Genomic DNA, 22,466 nt, shown 5'->3' with positions numbered 1-22,466 from the left:
GAGGTCAGTTCCTCTCCGAACCTCTAGGAGCACACGATGGCCGACCTGGCCTTCGTCGCCGCCACCATCGCGGTCTTCGCGCTGGTGGCGCTCGTCGCCAAGGGGGTGACGAAGCTGTGACCGCCGAAAACGTCGTGGGTCTGGTCGTGGCCGTCGCCCTCCTGGGCTACCTGGTCCTCGCTCTCATCTTCCCGGAGAGGTTCTGAGGTGCCGACAGCCGCCGCAGCGGCGGGCTCGATGAGTTCCGAACTCGCTGGGGTGCTCCAGCTTGTCGCCCTCATCGCGGCGCTCGCGCTGGTGTACCGACCCCTCGGCGACTACATGGCCGCCGTCTACAACTCCGACAGGCACCTCCGCGTCGAGAAGTGGATCTACCGCTCCATCGGCGCGAACCCGAGCACCGAGATGCGCTGGCCCGCGTATCTGCGCGGGGTGCTCGCCTTCTCCGCGGTGAGCGTGCTCTTCCTGTACCTGCTCCAGCGCCTCCAGGGCCATCTGCCGCTGTCGCTCGGCTTCACCCCGATCAGCCCGCACCAGGCGTTCAACACCGCCGCGTCCTTCGTCTCCAACACCAACTGGCAGTCGTACGCGGGCGAGCAGTCCATGGGCCATGTCGTCCAGACGGTCGGCCTCGCGGTGCAGAACTTCGTCTCCGCGGCCGTCGGCATCGCGGTGGCCATCGCGCTCGTACGGGGCTTCGCCCGCTCGCGCACCGGTGACCTCGGCAACTTCTGGGCCGACCTGGTGCGGGGCACCGTACGCATCCTCATTCCGCTCTCGGTGGTCGCCGCGGTGGTGCTGGTCGCCTGCGGCGCCATCCAGAACTTCGCGGGCATCCACGAGGTGGGACAGCTCACCGGCGGCGGTCAGCAGATGAACGGCGGCGCCGTGGCCTCGCAGGAGGCCATCAAGGAGATCGGCACGAACGGCGGAGGCCCCTTCAACGCCAACTCCGCCCACCCCTTCGAGAACCCGAACGCCTTCACCAACCTCTTCGAGATCTTCCTGATCCTCGTCATCCCGTTCTCGCTGACCCGCACCTTCGGCAAGCTCGTCGGGAACGTCAGGCAGGGCTACGCGATCCTCGCCGCCATGGGCCTGATCTGGCTCGGCTTCACGGCGCTGATGATGTGGACGGAGTTCCACCACAGCGGTCCGGCGCTCCAGGCGGCGGGCGGCGCGATGGAGGGCAAGGAACAGCGCTTCGGCGTCGGCGCGTCCTCGATCTTCGCGACGAGCACGACCCTGACCTCGACCGGTGCCGTGGACTCCTTCCACTCCTCCTTCACCGGCCTCGGCGGCGGCATCACCCTGCTCGGCATGATGCTCGGCGAGATCGCCCCCGGCGGCGTCGGCTCCGGCCTCTACGGCATGCTGGTCATGGCCGTCATCGCGGTCTTCATCGCCGGCCTCATGGTCGGCCGGACGCCCGAGTACCTGGGCAAGAAGATCGGCACCCGCGAGATCAAGCTCGCCGCCTGCTACATCCTCATCACGCCGACCCTCGTGCTCGGCTTCACGGCCGTGTCGATGGCGCTGTCCACCCCGCCGGACTCGATCCTCAACACCGCGTCGGACTCGGCGCACCACAGCGGGGCGCACGGCTTCTCCGAGGTGCTGTACGCCTTCACCTCCGGCGCCAACAACAACGGGTCCGCCTTCGCCGGCCTGAACGCGAACACCCAGTGGTACAACACCACGATCGGCCTCGCGATGCTGCTCGGCCGCTTCCTGCCCATGGTGTTCGTCCTGGCACTGGCCGGCTCGCTCGCCGGACAGAAGCCGGTGCCCGAGACCGCGGGCACCCTGCGCACCGAGAAGCCCCTGTTCACCGGGGTGCTCGTCGGCGCGATCGTCATCATCACCGGACTGACCTACTTCCCGGCGCTGGCCCTTGGCCCGATGGCGGAGGGACTTTCATGAGCACGACCACCACCCCGATACCCCAGGCCCCCCAGGACGAGCGGCCCGATGCGCCCCAGGCGGGCGGCGGCCGGGTCTCCGGCGGCCTGTTCGACCCCCAGCAGCTGATCGGCTCGCTGCCGGACGCGTTCCGGAAGCTCGACCCGAGGATCATGGCCAAGTCCCCGGTCATGTTCGTGGTCGAGATCGGCTCGGTGCTGACCACCGGGCTGGCGTGCGCCCACCCGGGCGACTGGTTCGGCTGGGCGATCACCGTCTGGCTGTGGCTCACCGTCGTCTTCGCCAACCTGGCCGAGGCGGTCGCGGAAGGGCGCGGCAAGGCGCAGGCCGACACCCTGCGCAAGGCCAAGAGCGACACCGTCGCGCGCCGCCTGCGGGGCGGCCGGGACGGCGCCGAGGAGCGGGTGCCCGGGGCCGAGCTGAGCGTCGGCGACCTGGTGGTCTGCGAGGCGGGCGACGTCATCCCGGGCGACGGGGACGTCGTCGAGGGCGTCGCGTCCGTCGACGAGTCCGCCATCACGGGCGAGTCGGCGCCCGTCATCCGGGAGTCCGGGGGCGACCGGTGCGCGGTGACCGGCGGCACCAAGGTGCTCTCCGACCGCATCGTCATCAAGATCACCACAAAGCCGGGCGAGACCTTCATCGACCGGATGATCAACCTCGTCGAGGGCGCCGCCCGGCAGAAGACGCCGAACGAGATCGCGCTGAACATCCTGCTCGCCTCGCTCACCATCGTCTTCCTGCTCGCGGTCGTCACCCTTCAGCCCTTCGCGATCCACGCGAAGGCCGAGCAGACGATGATCGTGCTCACCGCGCTGCTGGTCTGCCTCATCCCGACCACCATCGGCGCCCTGCTGTCCGCGATCGGCATCGCCGGCATGGACCGGCTCGTCCAGCGCAATGTGCTCGCCATGTCCGGGCGCGCCGTGGAGGCGGCGGGCGATGTGTCCACGCTGCTGCTCGACAAGACCGGCACCATCACCCTCGGCAACCGCCAGGCGGCGGAGTTCGTGCCGGTGGGCGGGGCGGGCCAGGCGGAGCTCGCCGACGCCGCGCAGCTGTCCTCGCTGGCCGACGAGACGCCCGAGGGCCGCTCGGTCGTGGTCCTCGCCAAGGAGGCGTACGGGCTGCGGGCGCGGCACGAAGGGGAGCTCGGCCACGCCGAATTCATCCCCTTCACCGCCCAGACCCGGATGTCAGGTGTCGACCTCACCGAGGCCGACGGGTCCGTACGCCGGGTCCGCAAGGGCGCGGCCGCGGCCGTCACCGCCTGGGTCGCCGAGCGCGGCGGCACGGTCCCGCCCGACGCCCAGGAGACCGTCGACACCATCTCCGCGGCCGGCGGCACCCCGTTGCTCGTCGCGGCCGAGGACGCCGGGGGCCCGCGCGTGCTCGGCGTGATCCACCTCAAGGACGTCGTCAAGGAGGGCATGCGGGAGCGGTTCGAGGAGCTGCGCCGCATGGGCATCAAGACCGTGATGATCACGGGCGACAACCCGCTGACCGCCCGGGCGATCGCCGACGAGGCGGGGGTCGACGACTTCCTGGCCGAGGCCACGCCCGAGGACAAGATGGCGCTCATCAAGCGTGAGCAGGCGGGCGGCAAGCTGGTCGCCATGACCGGCGACGGCACCAACGACGCCCCCGCGCTCGCCCAGGCGGACGTCGGCGTGGCCATGAACACCGGCACCTCGGCCGCCAAGGAGGCCGGGAACATGGTGGACCTGGACTCCAACCCGACCAAGCTGATCGAGATCGTCGAGATCGGCAAACAGCTGCTGATCACGCGCGGCGCGCTGACCACCTTCTCGATCGCCAACGACGTCGCCAAGTACTTCGCGATCATCCCCGCGATGTTCGCCGCGGCCTACCCCGGCCTGGACAAGCTGAACATCATGGGCCTGGCGTCCGCCCAGTCCGCGATCCTGTCCGCGGTCGTCTTCAACGCCCTGATCATCATCGCCCTGGTGCCGCTGGCCCTGAAGGGCGTGCGCTACCGGCCGGTGAGCGCCGATCGGATGCTCCGCCGCAACCTCGGCATCTACGGGCTCGGCGGCCTGATCGCCCCGTTCATCGGCATCAAACTCATCGACCTGCTCATCTCAATGATCCCCGGGATCGGATGACGACATGAACAACTCCGTACGCGGCACGGCCCGGCTGGTGGGGGCGGGGCTCCGCGCCCTGCTGGTGCTCACCCTCGTCTGCGGGGTCGCCTACCCGCTCGCGGTCACCGGCATCGCCCAGGCCGCCTTCCACGACAAGGCCAACGGCTCGGAAGTGACGGCCCACGGCAAGGTGGTCGGCTCCGAGCTGATCGGCCAGACCTACCACCTGAACAAGACCGACAAGGACGGAAACCCACTGCCCGACCCCCGGTACTTCCAGCCGCGGCCGTCGGCGGCGGGCACCAACGTCTACAACACCCAGTACAAGATCGTTGTCTCGGGCGCCTCCAACCTCGCCGCGGACAGCGAGGTGCTGCTGCGGGCCGTCAAGGACCGCAGAAAGCAGGTCGCCGAGTTCAACGGGGTCTCCCCGGCGGCCGTCCCGGTGGACGCGGTCACGGCCTCGGGCTCCGGGCTCGACCCGGACATCTCCCCGGCCTACGCCAGGCTCCAGGCGGCCCGCGTGGCCAAGGCCAACGGACTGCCCGCGGACGAGGTCAGGCAGCTGGTCGAGGACTACACGGACGGCCGTATCCTCGGCTTCCTGGGCGAGCCGCGCGTGAACGTGCTGAAACTGAACATCGCGGTGCGCGAGCTCGCCGCACACTGACATCGGAAAATGGGGCCATGGGACGCGGCAAGCTTCGGATCTACCTCGGCGCGGCGCCGGGCGTCGGCAAGACGTACGCCATGCTGTCCGAGGGACACCGGCGGGCCGAGCGGGGCACCGACCTCGTCGTCGGCTTCGTCGAGCACCACGGCCGGCCGCGCACCCAGGTGATGCTGCGCGGTCTCGAGGAGGTGCCCCGCCGGGAGATGGAGTACCGCGGGGCCCGCTTCACCGAGATGGACGTGGACGCGGTCCTGGCCCGCCACCCCGCCGTCGTCCTCGTCGACGAGCTCGCCCACACCAACGTCCCCGGCTCCCGGAACGCCAAGCGCTGGCAGGACGTCGAGGAGCTGCTGCGGGCGGGCATCGATGTCGTTTCCAACCTCAACATCCAGCACCTCGAGTCGCTGGGAGACGTGGTGGAGTCGATAACGGGGGTACGGCAGCGGGAGACCGTGCCCGACGAGGTCGTCCGCCGCGCCGACCAGATCGAGCTGGTCGACATGTCGCCCCAGGCGCTGCGCCGCCGGATGGCGCACGGCAACATCTACCAGCTCGACAAGATCGACGCCGCGCTGTCCAACTACTTCCGGCCCGGCAACCTCACCGCGCTGCGCGAGCTGGCCCTGCTGTGGACGGCGGACCGGGTCGACGAGTACCTCCAGCAGTACCGCTCCGAGCACAGCATCCGCTCCACCTGGCAGGCCCGTGAGCGCATCGTCGTCGGCATCACCGGCGGCCCCGAGGGGCGCACTCTCATCCGCCGCGCCGCCCGGATGGCGGCCAAGGGCTCCGGCAGCGAGGTCCTCGCCGTCTACATCGCCCGCAGCGACGGACTGACCTCGGCCTCGCCCAAGGAGCTCGCGGTCCAGCGCACCCTCGTCGAGGACCTGGGCGGCACCTTCCACCACGTCATAGGGGAGGACATCCCCCGCGCGCTGCTGGACTTCGCGCGCGGGGTCAACGCCACCCAGATCGTGCTCGGTTCCAGCCGCCGCAAGGCCTGGCAGTACATCTTCGGGCCCGGGGTGGGCGCCACCGTCGCCCGCGACTCCGGGCCCGACCTCGACGTCCACATCGTCACCCACGACGAGGTCGCCAAGGGCCGCGGTCTGCCGGTCGCGCGCGGCGCCCGGCTCGGCCGCACCCGGCTGATCGCGGGCTGGCTGGTGGCGGTGGCCGGACCGGTTCTGCTCACCGTGCTGCTCACCCACGTGGGCGGCGCGCTCGCCTCCGACAGTGGACCGGGCTTCGCCAACGAGGTGCTGCTGTTCCTGTTCCTCACCGTGGTCGCGGCGCTGCTCGGCGGGCTGCTGCCGGCCCTCGGCTCGGCGGCCGTCGGCTCGCTGCTGCTCAACTACTACTTCACCCCGCCCACCCACACCCTGACCATCGCCGACCCGCAGAACATCTTCGCCATCGCGGTCTTCGTGGCCGTGGCCGTCTGTGTGGCCTCCGTCGTGGACCTCGCAGCGCGCCGCACCCACCAGGCCGCCCGGCTGCGTGCCGAATCCGAGGTGCTGTCCTTCCTCGCCGGCAGCGTGCTGCGCGGCGAGACCAGCCTGGAGGCGCTCCTGGAGCGGGTCCGCGAGACCTTCGGCATGGACTCGGTGGCGCTGCTGGAGCGGGAGGGCGACGTCGCCCCGTGGACCTGCGCGGGCAGCGTCGGCGGCAACGGGGGAGCGCCGCTGCCCGAGCGGCCCGAGGACGCGGACGTCGATGTGCCCGTCGGCGACCATATGGCGCTCGCGCTCTCCGGCCGGGTGCTGCCCGCTGAGGACCGCCGGGTGCTCGCCGCCTTCGCCGCCCAGGCCGCAGTGGTCCTGGACCGGCAGCGGCTGGCCCTGGAGGCCGAGCGGGCCCGGGACCTCGCCGAGGGCAACCGCATCCGCACCGCGCTGCTGGCCGCCGTCAGCCACGACCTGCGCACCCCCCTCGCGGCCATCAAGGCGGCCGTGTCCTCGCTGCGCTCCGACGACGTCGCCTGGTCGCCCGAGGACGAGGCCGAGCTGCTGGAGGGCATCGAGGAGGGCGCCGACCGCCTCGACCACCTGGTCGGCAACCTCCTCGACATGTCCCGGCTGCAGACCGGCACCGTCACGCCGCTGATCCGCGAGATCGACCTCGACGAGGTGGTCCCGATGGCCCTGGTCGGCGTCCCGGAGACCGGCGTCAGCCTCGACATCCCCGAGGAGCTGCCGATGGTCGCGGTCGACCCCGGCCTGCTGGAGCGCAGCGTCGCCAACATCGTGGAGAACGCCGTGAAGTACAGCCCGGACGGCATGCCCGTCCTGGTGTCCGCCAGCGCCCTGGGCGACCGCGTCGAGCTGCGCGTGGCCGACCGCGGCCCCGGCGTCCCCGACAGCGCCAAGGACCGCATCTTCGAGCCGTTCCAGCGGTACGGCGACGCCCCGCGCGGCGCGGGGGTCGGCCTCGGGCTCGCGGTCGCCCGGGGCTTCGTGGACGCGATGGGCGGCCGACTGGCCGCCGAGGACACCCCCGGGGGCGGGATGACCATGGTGCTCACCCTGCGGGCCGCCGACGGCCGCACGCAGGTCGGCTCCCCACTGCCCGCCCAGGTCACTTCGTGATCAGCCACCATGGACCACAACCGACCACGACCGACCACGACCGACCACAACGAAGCGAAAAGGCAGGCCGTGAGATGAACCGGGTGCTCGTGGTGGACGACGAGCCGCAGATCGTGCGCGCCCTCGTGATCAACCTGAAGGCGCGCGCATACGAGGTCGACGCCGCCTCCGACGGCGCCACCGCCCTCCGGCTCGCCGCCACCCGCCACCCCGACGTGGTCGTGCTCGACCTGGGCCTGCCCGATATGGACGGCGTCGAGGTGATCAAGGGGCTGCGCGGCTGGACCCGGGTCCCGATCCTCGTCCTCTCGGCCCGCCAGACCTCGGACGAGAAGGTCGAGGCCCTCGACGCCGGGGCCGACGACTACGTCACCAAGCCCTTCGGCATGGACGAGCTGCTGGCCCGGCTGCGCGCCGCCGTCCGCCGCGCCGAGCCCGTCGGGGCGGCGGACGGCGGCGCGGTCGTGGAGACCGAGGGGTTCACGGTCGACCTGGCCGCCAAGAAGGTCAACCGCGGCGGCACGGACGTCCGGCTGACGCCCACCGAATGGCACCTGCTGGAGGTCCTGGTCCGCAACACGGGCCGGCTGGTCAGCCAGAAGCAGCTGCTCCAGGAGGTCTGGGGGCCGTCGTACGGCACCGAGACCAACTATCTGCGGGTCTACATGGCCCAGCTGCGCCGCAAGCTGGAGGCCGACCCCTCGCACCCGCGCCACTTCGTCACCGAGCCGGGCATGGGCTACCGCTTCGAGCGCTGAGCGCCGTGCGCGGGGGTTCGGGCCGTGCGCGCCGGTTCGGGCGGCGACCCCGTGAGAGCTCCCCGGTACGCTGGCCGTATGAGTGCCGTAGACGAGCCCCCTGGCAAACCCGACAAGCCGGCCGGCCGCTTCCGGAGGATGCTGGACCGGCTGTCGACTTCCCAGGAGGAGCTTCACTCCGCGGAGCTCCAACAGGACGCCGAGGCCGCCGGATGTACCAAGATCGGCGATTGTGGCGACCGGCAGATAGTCAAGGTGACCGGTACACTGCGCACCGTCACGCTACGGCCCCGGGCCGGAGTGCCGGCCCTGGAGGCGGAGCTCTTCGACGGCACCGCCGCCCTGGACGTCGTGTGGCTGGGCCGCCGCTCCATCCTCGGGATCGAGCCGGGCCGCAAGCTGATCGCCACCGGCCGGATCTCCATGAGCCACGGCCGCCGGGTGCTGTTCAACCCCAAGTACGAACTCCGACCGCTCGGACAGGAGTAGCCGGTGACGAGAGACGACGAGCCGACGGCAACCGAAGAGGACTCCGCGGCCGCCGCGCAGAGCAGAGCGGCGGCGGACACCGCGCTCCTGGAGGCGTTCGGCGGGGTGCGGGGCATGGTCGACACCACCGTCCCCGGACTGGTCTTCGTCCTGCTCTACACGATCAAGCGCGACATCCACCTCGCGGCCCTGGCGGCGCTGGGGCTCACGGTGCTCCTCGCGCTGGCCCGGCTGATCCGCAAGGAGACCCTCAAGCACGCCTTCAGCGGGGTCTTCGGGGTCGCCTTCGGCGCGATCTTCGCGATGATGTCCGGCGACGCGAAGAACTTCTATCTGCCGGGCATGCTCTACACCCTGGGTCTGTCGATCGCCTACGTCCTCTCGGCGATCTTCCGCTATCCGCTGATCGGGGTGCTGCTCGGGCCGATGCTCAAGGAGAACCTCTCCTGGCGCACCCGCAACCCCGGCCGGTTCCGCGCGTACACCAAGGCCACCTGGGCCTGGGGTCTGATCCTGCTCGCCAAGTCGGCGATCCTCTTCCCGCTGTACTGGTGGGGCGACGCCACCCAGCTCGGCTGGGTCAAGGTCGCGCTCGGCATTCCGCCGTTCCTGCTCTGCGTCTATCTGACGTGGATATTCCTGGCCAAGGCCCCGCCGCCGATCGACGTCATCGCGGAGCTGGAGGCGGAGGAGCAGGCGGAGCGCGAGCGGGAGCGGGCGAAGGCCGAGGCCCGGACCCAGGCCGAGAAGACCGTCGATCCGCTGCTGGCGGAGTGGGCCGACCAGATCGTCACCGAGGCCCAGCCCGAGTCCGCGGACCGGCGCCACCCGCCGCGTCCCTGAGAGGCCGCAGCGAGACCCTAGCGAGACCACAGCAAAGCGCCGGGCGGGCCGAGGTGGCCCGCCCGGCGCTTTGCCGCGTACGTGCGGCGCTACGGGGCGCGTACGGGGGCTAGGAGGGGCTAGGAGGCGTCCGCGCGCTGGACGGACAGCAGTTCCTCCAGCTGCTCCTCGCGGGCCTGGGCCGCGACGAACAGAAGCTCGTCGCCCGCCTCCAGGACGTCGTCCTTGCTCGGGGTCAGCACGCGTGTGCCCCGGATGATGGTGACCAGCGAGGTGTCCTCCGGCCACTCCACGTCCCCGACCCGGGTGCCGGCCAGCGCCGCCTCCGGCGGCAGCGTCAGCTCCACCAGGTTGGCGTCGCCGTGGCTGAAGCGCAGCAGCCGCACCAGGTCGCCGACGCTCACCGCCTCCTCGACCAGCGCCGACATCAACCGCGGCGTGGAGACGGCGACATCGACGCCCCACGCCTCGTTGAACAGCCACTCGTTCTTGGGGTTGTTGACCCGGGCGACCACCCGCGGTACCCCGTACTCGGTCTTCGCGAGCAGTGAGACAACCAGGTTGACCTTGTCGTCACCGGTCGCCGCGATCACCACATTGCAGCGCTGTAGCGCGGCCTCGTCCAGCGAGGTGATCTCGCAGGCGTCGGCGAGCAGCCACTCGGCCTGCGGCACCCGCTCCACCGAGATCGCCGTCGGCGCCTTGTCGATGAGCAGCACCTCGTGCCCGTTCTCCAGCAGCTCGCCCGCGATGGAGCGCCCCACGGCGCCCGCTCCAGCGATGGCAACCCTCATCGGCCCTCCTCGGGTCCCTCATCGAATGACGCCTCGACCTTCTCCACCTCGTCGGTGCGCATCATCACGTGGACCAGGTCGCCCTCTTGCAGCACCGTCTGCGAGGTCGGCAGCATCGCCTCGCCGAGCCGGGTGAGGAACGCGACGCGCACGCCGGTCTCCTCCTGCAACTTGCTGACCTTGTGGCCCACCCAGGCGGGGGAGGTGTGCACCTCGGCGAGCTGCACCCCGCCGCTCGGGTCCCGCCACAGCGGCTCCGCGCCGGACGGCAGCAGCCGTCGCAGCATCTGGTCCGCGGTCCAGCGCACGGTGGCCACGGTCGGGATGCCCAGCCGCTGGTAGACCTCGGCGCGGCGGGGGTCGTAGATGCGGGCCGCCACGTTCTCCACGCCGAACATCTCGCGCGCCACCCGGGCCGCGATGATGTTGGAGTTGTCGCCGCTGCTGACCGCGGCGAAGGCACCGGCCTCCTCGATGCCCGCCTCGCGCAGGGTGTCCTGGTCGAAGCCGACGCCGGTCACCCGGCGCCCGCCGAAGCCGGCGCCGAGGCGGCGGAAGGCGGTCGGGTCCTGGTCGACGACGGCGACGGTGTGTCCCTGCCGCTCCAGGGTCTGGGCGAGTGCCGCACCCACCCGGCCGCAGCCCATGATCACGATATGCATGCGACTACCCCGCACTCCTCATTACCGTGCTGAACCGCACAAACACCCTGCTCACATCTTCCTTCCAGGCCTACGGGGCGGCAGCGGGGAGGGGGCCCCGATGCCGAGGCCGCGGGGCAGCGGAGGGCTGTCCGCCACGGCGTCTGTCACCACCGTATCCGCACTTGTGTGACTGACCCGAGTCCGCTGCTCAGGTCCGGGTGGAGGGGCGCGGCTGTACGGCGTACAAGAGGGCGTCGACGCTCCGGCGCCGCCCCGGAACGGCGACCGCCGCTTGCGAACGTTCCGGTGGTGCGCCGGCGACCCCGCCGTGCTTCCGCCGCTCTCCCCGTCGGTATGTCGCCGAGTGCCGGAACGCGCGACTCGGCGGCATCGCGGCAAGATGGCGGCGTAGCCGCATTTGTCCCGGGCTGAGGGGTCGCCATCTCCCCGCGGCCTTCCGGATCTTCATGGGATCTTCACGGGAATTGGCGATAATGCCCTGACGGTTCGAATGTTGTTACGGGCATCGGGCGTCAGGTCGCGGGCGTGGCTAAGATGATCGCCGTATTCCGTTTCTGGACGGGACATCAGGGCACTGAACCGTTCCTTCCGCGCCCGCGTTCTCCTGGCACGAGGTTTCTGATGACAGATCACATATGGGAGGCGGTGAGCTGGTGTCTGGTCGCTGTCGTGCTCGTCGTCTTCGTCCTGCTGATGCGCCAGCGAACGATCACCGCCGGCGTGCGCAGGCGTAACGCCACGCTCGAGGACAGCCTGAAGTCGCGCGACGAAGAGCTCCAGCACCTTGTCGAGATCCGCCTTCCGGTCATCGTGGACGCGCTCAGCCAGCCCTCGCCGCTGCCCGGGCTGAGGGACGAAAGGCTGGCCGGTACCGCCTTCGCGCAGAGCATGCACGGAGTCGTGGAATTGTTCACCCGCGCGGTGGACAAGGCACAGATGAGGGCCGACGCCTCGGCGAAGGCGGCGCTCAAGGCATCGATGCGCGCCCTCCAGGGGCTGGCCAATGAACAGCAGCTGTCGATCTCCCAGATGCAGGACCGGCACGACAACCCCGATGTGCTCCGGGACCTCCTGGAGATCGACCACGCCAACTCCCAGTTCGGCCGCCGCGCCCAGGCCATCGCCGTGCTCTGCGGATCCTGGCCCGGCCGCCAGCGGATCTCCTCCCCGCTGACCGATGTCGTACGGGGCGCCAAGTCCCGGATCCGTGACTACCGCCGGGTCCAGGTGCACGCCCTGGTCGACGTCGCCGTGGTGAGCCGGGCGGTGGAGCCGGTGGTGCTCGCCGTCGCGGAGCTGCTGGACAACGGCGCCCGCCACTCGCAGCCCAACACCAATGTCGAGGTCAGCCTGCAGCCGGTGCACAACGGCGCGGTCATCGTGATCGACGACGCCGGCGTCGGCATGGACGGCCTGGAGGTGCAGCGCGCCGCCGCGCTGCTGTCCGGAGAGCGCGCCATCGACGTCTCCCGGCTCGGTGACCCGCCGCAGTTCGGCTTCGCCGTCATCGGCCTGCTCGCCGCGCGGTACGGCTTCAGCGTCTCCGTGGACACCAGGTCCCCGTACGGCGGTGTGCGCGCCGTGCTCTTCCTGCCCACCGCGCTGCTCACCCACGTCGACGCCGAGGAGCCGGGCGGCAGGCAGGCCGTGCCGCAGGAGCCCGAACAGTCGGGCCTGCACACCATCCCCTCGCTGCCGACCCGCAAGACCCGCTCCGCCCGCCGGACCGAGCCCGCCGCGCGGCAGGTGCCCCATCAGCAGGCCGTACCCCAGCAGCCCGCGCCCCAGCAGGCCATACCCCAGCAGCCCGCGCCCCAGCGGGCCGCACCCGCCCCGGCGGACCAGGCGCCCGCCGCGCTGACCCACCCGTCGGCGCTCGACGAAGCGTCACGTACGTACGGCTCGACGGCCGGCGGACTGCCCAAGCGCCGCCGCCGGCAGGCCTCCGCTCAGCAGTCGGCGGACGACTGGCCCACGGCCGCCCCGGAGCCCGACACCGGCTCGCACCGCGCCCGTTCGGCCGAGGAGACGGCCCAGCGCATGGGTGCCTTCGCACGCGGCACCCGCTCGGGCCGTTCCGGTAACCAGGACGCCGCCCCCCAAACCGAAGAAGGGAATCGCCAGGCATGAACGACCACATGAACAACGAGCTGGGCTGGATGCTCGACGAGGTCGTGAAGATGCCGGAGGCGCGCCACGCGATCCTGCTCTCGGCGGACGGGATGCTGCGGGCGCACTCCGAGGGCATCGCGCGGGACGAGGCGGAGCGCCAGGCCGCGGCGCTCTCCGGCCTCCAGTCGATCAGCCGCTCCACCGCCGAGTTCTGCGACCCGGATGAGTCGCCCTGGCAGCAGACGCTCGTCGAGTTCGTCGGCGGCTATGTCTTCCTGACCGCCGCCGGCCCCGGCGCCTACCTCGCGGTCTCCGCCACCGAGTCCGTGGACATGGAGGCGGTCAGCTACCGGATGCAGAAGCTGGTCGACCGGCTCGGCAAGGAGCTGACCAGCCCGCCCCGCCAGGGCGCCACCCGACAGGGCATCGGCAGCCCGGCATGACCCCGGCCAGGCGCGAACGAGGACTGGTACGGCCGTATGTCGTGACCGACGGCCGTGCCTATCCGACCCGCAACACCTTTGACCTGGTGACGCTGGTCATGGCGCACACGGACCGGCCGCTCGCCGGCCTCAGCCCCGAGAAGCGCCGGGTGATGGAGCTGTGCCTCGGCGGCGCCCTCTCGGTCGCCGAGGTCGCCGGGTATCTGCAACTGCCGGTCAGCGTCACCAAGGTCCTGCTCGGCGACCTCGTGGACAGTGGCCACATCACCACGCGGTCGCCCATTCCCGCGGCCGAGGTGCCCGACATCCAGCTTCTCCAGGAGGTGCTCGATGGACTCCGCGCTCGCCTCTGAGAAGGCGGTCTATCTGCCGCAGACCGTGCGAACGGCAGTGAAACTGCTGGTCGTCGGGCATTTCGCGGTCGGCAAGACCACCTACGTCGGCTCGCTGTCGGAGATCAAGCCGCTGCGTACCGAGGAGACGATGACCCAGGCCGGTGCGCTCGTCGACGACCTCGCCGGGATCGAGGAGAAGACGACCACCACCGTGGCCATGGACTTCGGCCGCCTCACCCTGAGCGACACGCTGGTCCTGTACCTGTTCGGCGCCCCCGGACAGCAGCGCTTCACCCGGCTGTGGCAGGACATGGCGAACGGGGCCCTGGGCGCCCTGGTCCTCGCCGACACCCGGCGACTCGAACAGTCGTTCCCCGTGATGGCCATCCTGGAGGAGCACGCCCTGCCGTACGCGGTCGCCGTCAACCACTTCGAGGGAGCGCCGCGCTTCGCCGAGTCGGAGGTCCGGGAAGCGCTCGACCTGCTGCCGGAGACCCCGCTGGTCACCTGTGACGCCCGGGACCGGATCTCCTCGACCCACGCCCTGATCGCCCTCGTGCAGTACCTGCAGAACCGCCAGGCCCGAACTCCCCAGGAGCATGCGTGATCTACCGCCCCGACGTCGAGGCCGGAGTCGGAGCCGTACCGCCGCCGGGCTGCCCCGCGCACGTGGGGAGTGCCGGCCTCGGAGCCCCCGCCCGCCCCGCCGCCCAGGGCCTGCCCCTGTACGGACCCGAGTTCGCCGCCGATCCGCACCTGTTCTATGAGCGGCTGCGGCAGTACGGGCCCATCGCCCCGGTCGAGCTGTCGCCCGGTGTCGAGGCGTATCTGATCACCAGCTACTCCCTCGCGCTCGAGGTGCTGCGCGACACCGAGCGGTTCGCCAAGGACCCCCGCGGCTGGCGCGCGCTGAACGAGGGGCGGATCCCGCCGGACAGCCCGGTGGGCCCGATGATGATGTACCGGCCCAACGCTCTGTTCAACGACGGCGAGGCGCACGCCCGGCTGCGCGGGGTGATCACCGACAGCCTCAGCCGGCTGGATCCGTACGCGCTGAGCGAGTACGTCGAGCGCAGCGCCGAGACGCTGATCAACGGGTTCGCCGACAAGGGCGAGGCGGACCTGCTGAGCCACTACGCCGCCGCCATTCCGCTGCTCGTGTTCAACCAGCTCTTCGGCTACCCCGCCGAGCACGGGCTGCGCCTGGTCGGGACGATGGCGAAGCTCTTCGACAGCGGCGAGGACGCGGCGGAGGCCAACCAGGAGCTGCTCGACTACATGGCGGGCCTGATCGCCGCCAAGCGCGAGCGGCCCGGGGCCGACATCACCTCCTGGATGCTGGCCCACCCCGCCCGGCTGGCCGACGACGAGCTGCTCCAGCAGCTCATGCTGATCCTGGCCGCCGGAACCGAGCCCCAGCTGAACCTGATCGCCAACGCGCTGCGCCTGCTGCTCTCCGACGACCGGTTCGCCGGTGAGCTCTCGGGGGGCAGCATGCCCGTCCAGGACGCCATCGACGAGGTCCTGTGGACCGACCCGCCGCTGGCCAACTTCGGGACCCGGTTCGCCCGCCGTGACCTGGATCTCGCGGGCGTGCGGATCCGCCGGGGCGAGCCGATCCTCACCAGCTACGCCGCCGCCAACACGGACCCCGAACTGACCTCCGACGGCCGGCTCGGCAACCGCGCCCACCTCGCCTGGAGCATCGGCGCCCACCGCTGCCCGGCCGAGAGCCCGGCCCGGGTGATCGCCTCGGTGGCCATCGAGAAGCTCCTCGACCGGCTTCCGGACGTGGAGCTGGCCGTGCCGGTCGACCAGTTGGTCTGGCGTTCCGGCCCCTTCCACCGCGCGCTGGCGGCGCTGCCCGTCCGCTTCCCCGTCACGGCCCGGCCCACGGCTGCGGCCGTCCCCACGGCCGTTTCCGCGCCCGCCCCGCAGGCCACACCGGTCCCGCAGGCGACGTCGGCCCCGCAGGCCACACCGGCCGCGTCGGCCACGCCGAGCCAGTTCGGGCGGGCGGCCCAGCGACGCCGGTGGGGTTCCCTCGCGGCGTGGTGGCGCGGGCAGTGAGCAGTTGAGCCAAGAGGCCGCCGCCGCCCTTCCCCGGGCGGGGTGGGCGGCGGCACCGGCGACCGCTTACGATCCTCTCCGTGTCCAAACTGACCGACGTTCCTAAACGGATCCTCATCGGGCGGGCGCTGCGCAGCGACAAGCTGGGAGAAACGCTCCTCCCCAAGCGCATCGCGCTCCCCGTCTTCGCCTCCGACCCGCTGTCCTCCGTCGCGTACGCGCCAGGGCAGGTGATGATCGTTCTCTCGGTGGCGGGTGCGTCGGCCTATCACTACAGCCCCTGGATCACTGTCGCGATCATCGTGCTGATGTTCACGGTGGTCGCCTCGTACCGCCAGAACGTGCACGCCTATCCCAGCGGCGGCGGTGACTACGAGGTCGCCAACACCAACCTCGGCCCCCGGGCGGGCCTGACCGTCGCCAGCGCCCTGCTCGTCGACTACGTCCTGACCGTCGCGGTGTCGATCTCCTCGGGCGTGGAGAACCTGGGCTCCGCGGTCCCCTTCTTCATCGAGCACAAGACCCTGTGCGCGATCGGCATCATCCTGCTGCTGACCCTGATGAACCTGCGTGGCGTGCGCGAGTCCGGCAAGCTGTTCGCGATCCCCACCTACGTGTTCGTCGCCGGCGTCTTCATCATGATCGCCTGGGGGGCCTACCGAGGGCTCGTCCTCGACGACGCCATGAAGGCGCCCACCGCCGGCTACGAGATCAAGGCCGAGCACACCGGGCTCGCCGGGTTCGCGCTGGTCTTCCTGCTGCTGCGGGCCTTCTCCGACGGCTGTGCCGCGCTCACCGGCGTCGAGGCGATCAGCAACGGCGTGCCCGCCTTCCGCAAGCCCAAGAGCAGGAACGCCGCCACCACGCTGGCGCTGATGGGCGGCCTCGCCGTCACCATGTTCTGCGGGATCATCGCTCTCGCGCTGGCCACCGATGTGAAGATGGCCGAGGACCCGGCCAGGGACCTGCTGAACAAGGGCGTGGCGCTCGGCGAGCACTACACCCAGGACCCGGTGATCACCCAGGTCGCGGCGGCTGTCTTCGGCGACGGCTCGCTGCTGTTCGTGGTGCTGGCCGCGGCCACCGCGCTGGTCCTGTTCCTGGCCGCCAACACCGCGTACAACGGCTTCCCGCTGCTCGGCTCGATCCTCGCCCAGGACCGCTATCTCCCGCGCCAGCTGCACACCCGCGGCGACCGGCTCGCCTTCTCCAACGGCATCGTGCTGCTCGCCGGGGCGGCCGCCATCCTGGTCTACATCTACGGCGCGGACTCGACCCGGCTGATCCAGCTCTACATCGTCGGCGTCTTCGTCTCCTTCACGCTCAGCCAGACCGGCATGGTGCGGCACTGGAACCGCCATCTGCGGACCGAGCAGGACCCGGCGGTGCGCCGCCGGATGCTCCGCTCGCGCGCGATCAACGCCTTCGGCGCCTTCTTCACCGGCCTGGTGCTGGCCGTGGTGCTGCTGACCAAGTTCACCCACGGCGCCTGGGTCGCCCTGCTCGGCATGGTCGGCTTCTACGTCCTCATGACCGCCATCCGCCGCCACTACGACGGTGTCTCCGGCGAGCTGTCGGCCTACGAGGAAGACGAGTACGAGACCGTGCGCCCCTCCCGGGTGCACTCCATCGTCCTCGTCTCCAAGATCCACAAGCCGACGCTGCGCGCCCTGGCCTACGCCAAGCTGATGCGCTCCCACAAGCTGGAGGCACTGAGCGTCAGCGTGGACCCGGCCGAGACCAAGGCGCTGCGGGAAGAGTGGGCCGAGCGGGGCATAGACGTCCCCCTGAAGATCCTCGACTCGCCTTACCGCGAGATCACCCGGCCGGCCATCGACTACGTCAAGAGCCTGCGCCTGGAGAGCCCCCGGGACGTGGTCTCCATCTATATCCCGGAGTACGTGGTCGGCCGCTGGTACGAGCACCTGCTGCACAACCAGAGCGCGCTGCGGCTCAAGGGCCGGCTGCTGTTCACCCCGGGCGTCATGGTGACCTCGGTGCCCTGGCAGCTGGACTCCTCGGAGCTGGCCCGCAAGCGCGCCCGCAAGCGGGCCGAGTGGCATGCGCCGGGCGCGGTGCGGCGCGGCCCGGTGGGGCCGCCGAAGGGCGAGAAGGCACACGCCGACAAGGCAAAGGCAGACAAGGCAAAGGCAGACAAGGCAAAGGCAGACAAGGCGCCGGTGCAGCAGCCGGTCGGTGAGAAGCAGCCGAAGGCCTAGACTGGGGGGCTGTCGTCCATCGCAGGCCGACTGTCCCCACCTGTCCCCACCTGTCCCCAGCCACAACCTCTGGAGCCGAGCCGCCATGCACCGTGAACCCAAGGCATCGCTGGTCGGCGAGGAGTACGAGGTCGAGGTCGGTCCGGTCGCGCACGGTGGCCACTGCGTCGCCCGGACCTCCGAGGGCCGCGTGCTGTTCGTCCGGCACGCACTCCCCGGCGAGCGCGTCGTGGCCCGGGTGACCGAGGGCGAGGCGGACTCGCGCTTCCTGCGCGCCGACGCGGTGCGGGTGCTCGAGGCGTCCAAGGACCGGGTCGAGGCCCCGTGCCCGTTCTCCGGCCCCGGCCGGTGCGGCGGCTGCGACTGGCAGCACGCGGCCCCGGGCGCCCAGCGCCGGCTGAAGGCGGACGTCATCACCGAGCAGCTGAGCCGACTGGCCGGGCTGACCCCCGAGGACGCCCGCTGGGACGGCACCGTCGAGCCCGCCCCCGGTGACAAGGTCGACCGGGGCGAGGTCCCGGCCTGGCGCACGCGCGTGCAGTACGCGGTCGACGAGCAGGGGCGGCCGGGGCTGCGCCGGCACCGCTCGCACGAGGTCGAGTCCATCGACCACTGCCTGATCGCCGCCCCCGGCGTCAGCGAGCTCGGCGTCGAGAAGCGCGAATGGCCGCAGATCGCGACCGTGGAGGCGATCGCCGCCACGGGCTCCTCCGACCGCCAGGTCGTCCTCACCCCGCGCCCCGGCGGTCGGCTCCCGCTGGTGGAGCTGGACCGGCCGGTCTCCGTGCTGCGGCTGGGAGAGCCCCAGGGAGGCGGTGCGGCCCGCGAGGGCACCCGCGCGGTGCACCGGGTGCACGGCCGCCCCTTCGTCCGCGAGCGCGCCGCCGGCCGCACCTGGCGGGTCGGCGAGGGCGGCTTCTGGCAGGTCCACCCCAAGGCCGCGGATCTGCTCGTCGAGGCCGTCATGCAAGGCCTGATGCCGCGCAAGGGCGACATGGCGCTCGACCTGTACTGCGGGGTCGGCCTCTTCGCGGGCGCCCTCGCCGAGCGGGTCGGGGAGCGCGGCGCGGTGCTGGGCATCGAGTCCGGCAAGCGCGCGGTCGAGGACGCCCGCCACAACCTCCAGGACTTGCACCGGGTCCGGATCGAGCACGGCAAGGTCGAGCAGATCCTGCCCCGCACCGGCATCACCGAGGCGGACCTGATCGTCCTGGACCCGCCCCGGGCCGGCGCGGGCAAGGAGACCGTCACCCGCCTGGCCTCCTTCGGCCCGCGCCGCATCGCCTACGTGGCCTGCGACCCGGCGGCCCTGGCCCGCGACCTCGCGTACTTCCGTGAGGCGGGCTATGTGCCGCGGCGGCTGCGCGCGTTCGACCTGTTCCCGGTGACGCACCACGTGGAGTGCGTGGCGATCCTTGAGCCGGTGGCTAAGGGTTCCTGACCTGCGGTTCAGCAGTAGCGACGGTGGGTTTCGACCACTGCGGCGATCACCGCAAGTGACTTCTCTTGCCGGAGGAAAGTCGGGCTGGACCGATTCCGTCTAAGCAGACTTAGACATGTCGAGGTCGATCCAGGCTGGTGGGGAGTTCCGGTGGACGAGAGCACGCTTGCCAAGCCCGAGGACGTGGTCGACCGTGATTGTGAGTGGGGTCTGCTCACCGAGTTCGTCACGGACCCGGGTCCGGCGGTGCGTCTGGGGATCGTGTCGGGGCGCAGGCGGCATGGGAAGTCGTATCTCCTGCAGGCGCTGTCGGAGCGGGTCGGGGGTCTGTACGTCACCGCTGTGTGGGAGGAAGGGCGGCTGCCGGCGATCCAGCGGTTCAGCGATGCCATCGCGGTCCACGCGGGTCTGCGGCCCGGCACGCTGCGGTTGACCGACTGGCGTGAGGTCCTGTCCAACGCCCTCGATGTCACCGCGCGTTCACAGACTCCGTTGTTGGTGATCGACGAGTTGCCGTATCTCCTCCAGCACTCTCCCGAGATCCCTGGCCTGCTTCAGCAGCTCTACGACGAGCGCCAGCGGGGCACCGGGGCCGGACCCGGAGCGCGGGTGATCCTGTGTGGGTCCGCGATGAGCGTCATGCACGAATTGTTGTCGGGAACGAAGCCGTTGCGCGGCCGTGCGGTGATCGATCTGAGGCTGGGGGCCTTCGACTACCGGGCCAGCCGTGCGTTCTGGCAGATCGACGACCCGCTGACCGCCCTGCAGGTGCACGCCGTCCTCGGCAGCGCTCCCGGTTACCGCCCGGTGGCGGCCCGCCCGCACCCGAACGACGGCTTCGCCTCCTGGCTGACGCGGACGCTCCTGGACCCGGGGCGGGCGGTGTACTCGCGCACGGAGACGGAATATCTGCTGCGTGAGGACCCTCGGATCACCCAGCACACCCTCTACTACGACATCCTCACCGCGATCGCCCAGGGCGCCACCACTCCCATCAAGATCGGCGCGGCCCTGGAGCGGCAGCGCAACGCAGTCGCCCACCCGCTCGACGTCCTGGAGTCCACGGGCTACATCCAGCGCGAGCAGGACATCCTGCGTCCCCGCCACCCCGTTATCACCCTGGCCGACCCCGTCATTCGCTTCAATCAGCTCATCACCCTGCCGCAGGCGGCCACCGTCGAACAGGGTTTCGCCGAAGAGGCGTGGCAGGCCGCCGCGCCGCCCTTCAACTCCAAGATCCTCGGCCCCCACTTCGAGGACCTCGCCCGCACCTTCACCCGCCGATACGCCCACACCCTGCTTCCCGGCGGTCTGCCCGGTCCGGTCGGTACCACTGAAGTGGCGGACCCCGCGGCCCGCACCAAGCACGAGGTCGACGTCATCGCCCTGGCCCTGGGCGAGCGCCCGCAGGCCCCTCGCGCCCGGATCGCCCTCCTTGGCGAGGCCAAGGCCACCGCCGCCCGCCGTGGCACTGGCGACCTGCAACGCCTGGAACGCATCCGCACCCTGCTCACCGACCAGGGCTACGACACCACGGGCACCACCCTGGCCCTGTTCTCCCTGCACGGGTTCTACCCGGACCTGATCGAGTCCGCGGCCAGCCGCGAAGATCTGCTCCTGGTCGATCTGGCGACCCTCTACGGGGTCGGATAGCGCGTCGCCCACGCCGAGTTCACGCGTCGCCTGCGTGAGGTTGGCTGGGAGTCTGGTGACACGCGGCCTGTGGGAGACCTCGAGAGCTGACCTGGCCCCGCCTACGCGAGAGCCCTGCCGTCCGAAAGGAAACGGCAGGGCTCTCGCGATCGTACGAGCGTCAGAGACCCCGCTCCGACGAGGCGAACCCGACGAACCCCGCCCACGCCTTACGCGACACCGTGAGGACGGGTCCGGCGGCGGCCTTGGAGTCCCGGACGTGTACAACTGCCTTTTCCGCAGCGACCTCTACACACTGACCACCCTCGGTTCCGCTGTAGCTGCTCTTGAACCATAGGAGGCCAGAGACGACGGTCGAGGACTCAGCGTTGTTCATAGCGCTCCCAGCAACCCTTCGATGAACTCCAGTGACTCTCGCGGACTGAGAGCCTGTGAACGGATAATCCCATAGCGGGCGGCGGCGAGAGCCGCCTGTTCTGGGTCGGTCTCAAGAGTGCCGGTTACTTGTGTCTCGGTGTACACGAACTTCTTGCCGTCCTTGCGCGTGACGACCGTGAACGGCCCGTTTACGCCCGCGTTGTCCTCGCAGTCGGTCGGCATGACCTGGATCTCGACGTTCCGCTTCTGGCCGGTCAGGTGGAGATGTTCCAGCTGTCCCCGCAGCACGTCCTTGCCGCCGTACCGGTGTCGCAGCACCGCCTCATCCATTACAAAACTCAGCAGCGGTGTGGCTCGCCGGTCGAAGATGTCCTGCCGGGCCAGCCGAGCGGTCACCCGCTGCTCGATCGTTTCCGGGTCCAGGGGTGGACGCCGCATGGCGAGCAGGGCCCTCATGTACTCCTCGGTCTGGAGCAGGCCATTGACGACATGCGTGTCGTACATGACCAGCTCAATACACTCCTTCTCCAGCGTCGCCATCCCCTGGAAGAACACCGGATACTGCGCCCGCTCCACTTCCTCCTTCCACAGGCACAGCAACCCGTCCGCTTCCAGTACCTCGTCCGCCCGGTCGATGGTCCGGGGCGACGGAATCCTCCGCCCCTGTTCGAACGCCGCGATGGTGGAGGCCGAGTATCCGAGCCGCTTGCCGAACTCCTCGCGCTCCATCCCCTTCCGCACGCGTAGCATCTTCATGGTCTGTCCGAACGCCGTGATGACGCCCCGACTCGCCTTGTCCTCCGGCCGCCGCCCGGCCCCGTCGTCACCCTCCCAGCCGTCCGCAAGGTTGACGACCGCTCCGCCGCCACCGCGCGGAACCGCCTCGGTCCCCGCCGCAGCACCCGTACGCTCCGTCATCGATCACCGCCTCCCCGGCCCAACGCCCCCGGTAGGGACGCCGTCACGCCGCGCGC

General features: G+C 70.7%; 20 protein-coding genes. 16 read left to right on the top strand and 4 right to left on the bottom strand.

Annotated elements, in window-relative coordinates:
- The first annotated feature begins 116 nt into the window (after positions 1–116).
- From kdpF to ACWY4P_RS14890, 8 genes are all read left to right on the top strand, one after another.
- Complete coding sequence (gene kdpF, locus ACWY4P_RS14925) at positions 117–206, top strand: K(+)-transporting ATPase subunit F (RefSeq protein ID WP_009326374.1); 90 nt, start codon at positions 117–119, stop codon at positions 204–206.
- 31 nt (positions 207–237) lie between these two features.
- Positions 238–1,923, top strand: coding sequence for a potassium-transporting ATPase subunit KdpA (gene kdpA / locus ACWY4P_RS14920; RefSeq protein WP_456211037.1), 1,686 nt, complete (start codon positions 238–240; stop codon positions 1,921–1,923).
- Entirely contained in the window at positions 1,920–4,049 is a 2,130-nt protein-coding gene (gene kdpB, locus ACWY4P_RS14915) for a potassium-transporting ATPase subunit KdpB (protein ID WP_456211036.1), read from the top strand. Before kdpA ends, kdpB begins: the two co-directional genes overlap by 4 nt.
- A 4-nt stretch (positions 4,050–4,053) precedes the next feature.
- Entirely contained in the window at positions 4,054–4,701 is a 648-nt protein-coding gene (gene kdpC, locus ACWY4P_RS14910; RefSeq protein ID WP_456211035.1) for a potassium-transporting ATPase subunit KdpC, read from the top strand.
- A 17-nt stretch (positions 4,702–4,718) separates the two neighbouring features.
- Complete coding sequence (locus tag ACWY4P_RS14905; RefSeq protein ID WP_456211034.1) at positions 4,719–7,292, top strand: DUF4118 domain-containing protein; 2,574 nt, start codon at positions 4,719–4,721, stop codon at positions 7,290–7,292.
- Between the two features lie 74 nt (positions 7,293–7,366).
- Positions 7,367–8,050, top strand: coding sequence for a response regulator (locus ACWY4P_RS14900; protein WP_456211033.1), 684 nt, complete (start codon positions 7,367–7,369; stop codon positions 8,048–8,050).
- Between the two features lie 78 nt (positions 8,051–8,128).
- On the top strand, positions 8,129–8,539 hold the full coding sequence (locus ACWY4P_RS14895; protein ID WP_456211032.1) for an OB-fold nucleic acid binding domain-containing protein: 411 nt from the start codon (positions 8,129–8,131) through the stop codon (positions 8,537–8,539).
- A gap of 3 nt (positions 8,540–8,542) precedes the next feature.
- Positions 8,543–9,382, top strand: a complete 840-nt coding sequence (locus ACWY4P_RS14890) for a DUF3159 domain-containing protein (protein ID WP_456211031.1) — start codon at positions 8,543–8,545, stop codon at positions 9,380–9,382.
- Positions 9,383–9,501: 119 nt separating this feature from the next.
- Here ACWY4P_RS14890 and ACWY4P_RS14885 read toward each other — a convergent pair whose 3' ends face one another.
- Entirely contained in the window at positions 9,502–10,176 is a 675-nt protein-coding gene (locus tag ACWY4P_RS14885) for a potassium channel family protein (protein WP_311723742.1), read from the bottom strand.
- Positions 10,173–10,838, bottom strand: coding sequence for a potassium channel family protein (locus ACWY4P_RS14880; RefSeq protein WP_456211030.1), 666 nt, complete (start codon positions 10,836–10,838; stop codon positions 10,173–10,175). The genes ACWY4P_RS14885 and ACWY4P_RS14880 overlap by 4 nt, the downstream gene beginning before the upstream one ends.
- A 624-nt stretch (positions 10,839–11,462) precedes the next feature.
- On the opposite strand from ACWY4P_RS14880, the gene ACWY4P_RS14875 reads away from it, so the two are divergent.
- The 8 genes from ACWY4P_RS14875 to ACWY4P_RS14840 all read left to right on the top strand — a co-directional run bounded on the left by ACWY4P_RS14875 (position 11,463) and on the right by ACWY4P_RS14840 (position 21,114).
- The gene (locus ACWY4P_RS14875) at positions 11,463–12,971 is read left to right on the top strand and encodes an ATP-binding protein (RefSeq protein WP_456211029.1); all 1,509 of its coding nucleotides are present in this window, start codon (positions 11,463–11,465) and stop codon (positions 12,969–12,971) included.
- Positions 12,968–13,396: a roadblock/LC7 domain-containing protein gene (locus ACWY4P_RS14870; RefSeq protein ID WP_456211028.1), complete on the top strand. Its 429-nt coding sequence runs from the start codon at positions 12,968–12,970 to the stop codon at positions 13,394–13,396. Before ACWY4P_RS14875 ends, ACWY4P_RS14870 begins: the two co-directional genes overlap by 4 nt.
- Positions 13,393–13,749, top strand: a complete 357-nt coding sequence (locus ACWY4P_RS14865) for a DUF742 domain-containing protein (protein ID WP_456211027.1) — start codon at positions 13,393–13,395, stop codon at positions 13,747–13,749. Before ACWY4P_RS14870 ends, ACWY4P_RS14865 begins: the two co-directional genes overlap by 4 nt.
- Positions 13,727–14,338 carry a GTP-binding protein gene (locus tag ACWY4P_RS14860; RefSeq protein WP_456211026.1) on the top strand — a complete coding sequence of 204 codons (612 nt, stop codon included), beginning with the start codon at positions 13,727–13,729 and terminating at the stop codon, positions 14,336–14,338. Before ACWY4P_RS14865 ends, ACWY4P_RS14860 begins: the two co-directional genes overlap by 23 nt.
- A complete protein-coding gene (locus ACWY4P_RS14855; protein ID WP_456211025.1) occupies positions 14,335–15,801 on the top strand; it encodes a cytochrome P450 in 1,467 nt (488 codons plus the stop codon). Before ACWY4P_RS14860 ends, ACWY4P_RS14855 begins: the two co-directional genes overlap by 4 nt.
- Positions 15,802–15,881: 80 nt before the next feature.
- The gene (locus tag ACWY4P_RS14850; RefSeq protein ID WP_456211024.1) at positions 15,882–18,020 is read left to right on the top strand and encodes an APC family permease; all 2,139 of its coding nucleotides are present in this window, start codon (positions 15,882–15,884) and stop codon (positions 18,018–18,020) included.
- An 85-nt stretch (positions 18,021–18,105) separates the two neighbouring features.
- Positions 18,106–19,461, top strand: a complete 1,356-nt coding sequence (locus ACWY4P_RS14845) for a class I SAM-dependent RNA methyltransferase (RefSeq protein ID WP_456211023.1) — start codon at positions 18,106–18,108, stop codon at positions 19,459–19,461.
- Between the two features lie 150 nt (positions 19,462–19,611).
- On the top strand, positions 19,612–21,114 hold the full coding sequence (locus ACWY4P_RS14840) for an AAA family ATPase (RefSeq protein ID WP_456211022.1): 1,503 nt from the start codon (positions 19,612–19,614) through the stop codon (positions 21,112–21,114).
- A 160-nt stretch (positions 21,115–21,274) separates the two neighbouring features.
- Here the strand turns inward: ACWY4P_RS14840 and ACWY4P_RS14835 are convergent, their stop codons facing one another.
- Both ACWY4P_RS14835 and ACWY4P_RS14830 read right to left on the bottom strand, forming a co-directional pair.
- Positions 21,275–21,490, bottom strand: a complete 216-nt coding sequence (locus ACWY4P_RS14835) for a DUF397 domain-containing protein (RefSeq protein WP_456211021.1) — start codon at positions 21,488–21,490, stop codon at positions 21,275–21,277.
- Positions 21,487–22,410, bottom strand: a complete 924-nt coding sequence (locus ACWY4P_RS14830; RefSeq protein ID WP_456211020.1) for a helix-turn-helix domain-containing protein — start codon at positions 22,408–22,410, stop codon at positions 21,487–21,489. Before ACWY4P_RS14830 ends, ACWY4P_RS14835 begins: the two co-directional genes overlap by 4 nt.
- Between the last annotated feature and the right edge of the window lie 56 nt (positions 22,411–22,466).

This window comes from Streptomyces sp. LZ34 (assembly GCF_053890475.1).
This window is presented reverse-complemented; position numbering and strand designations above follow the sequence as displayed.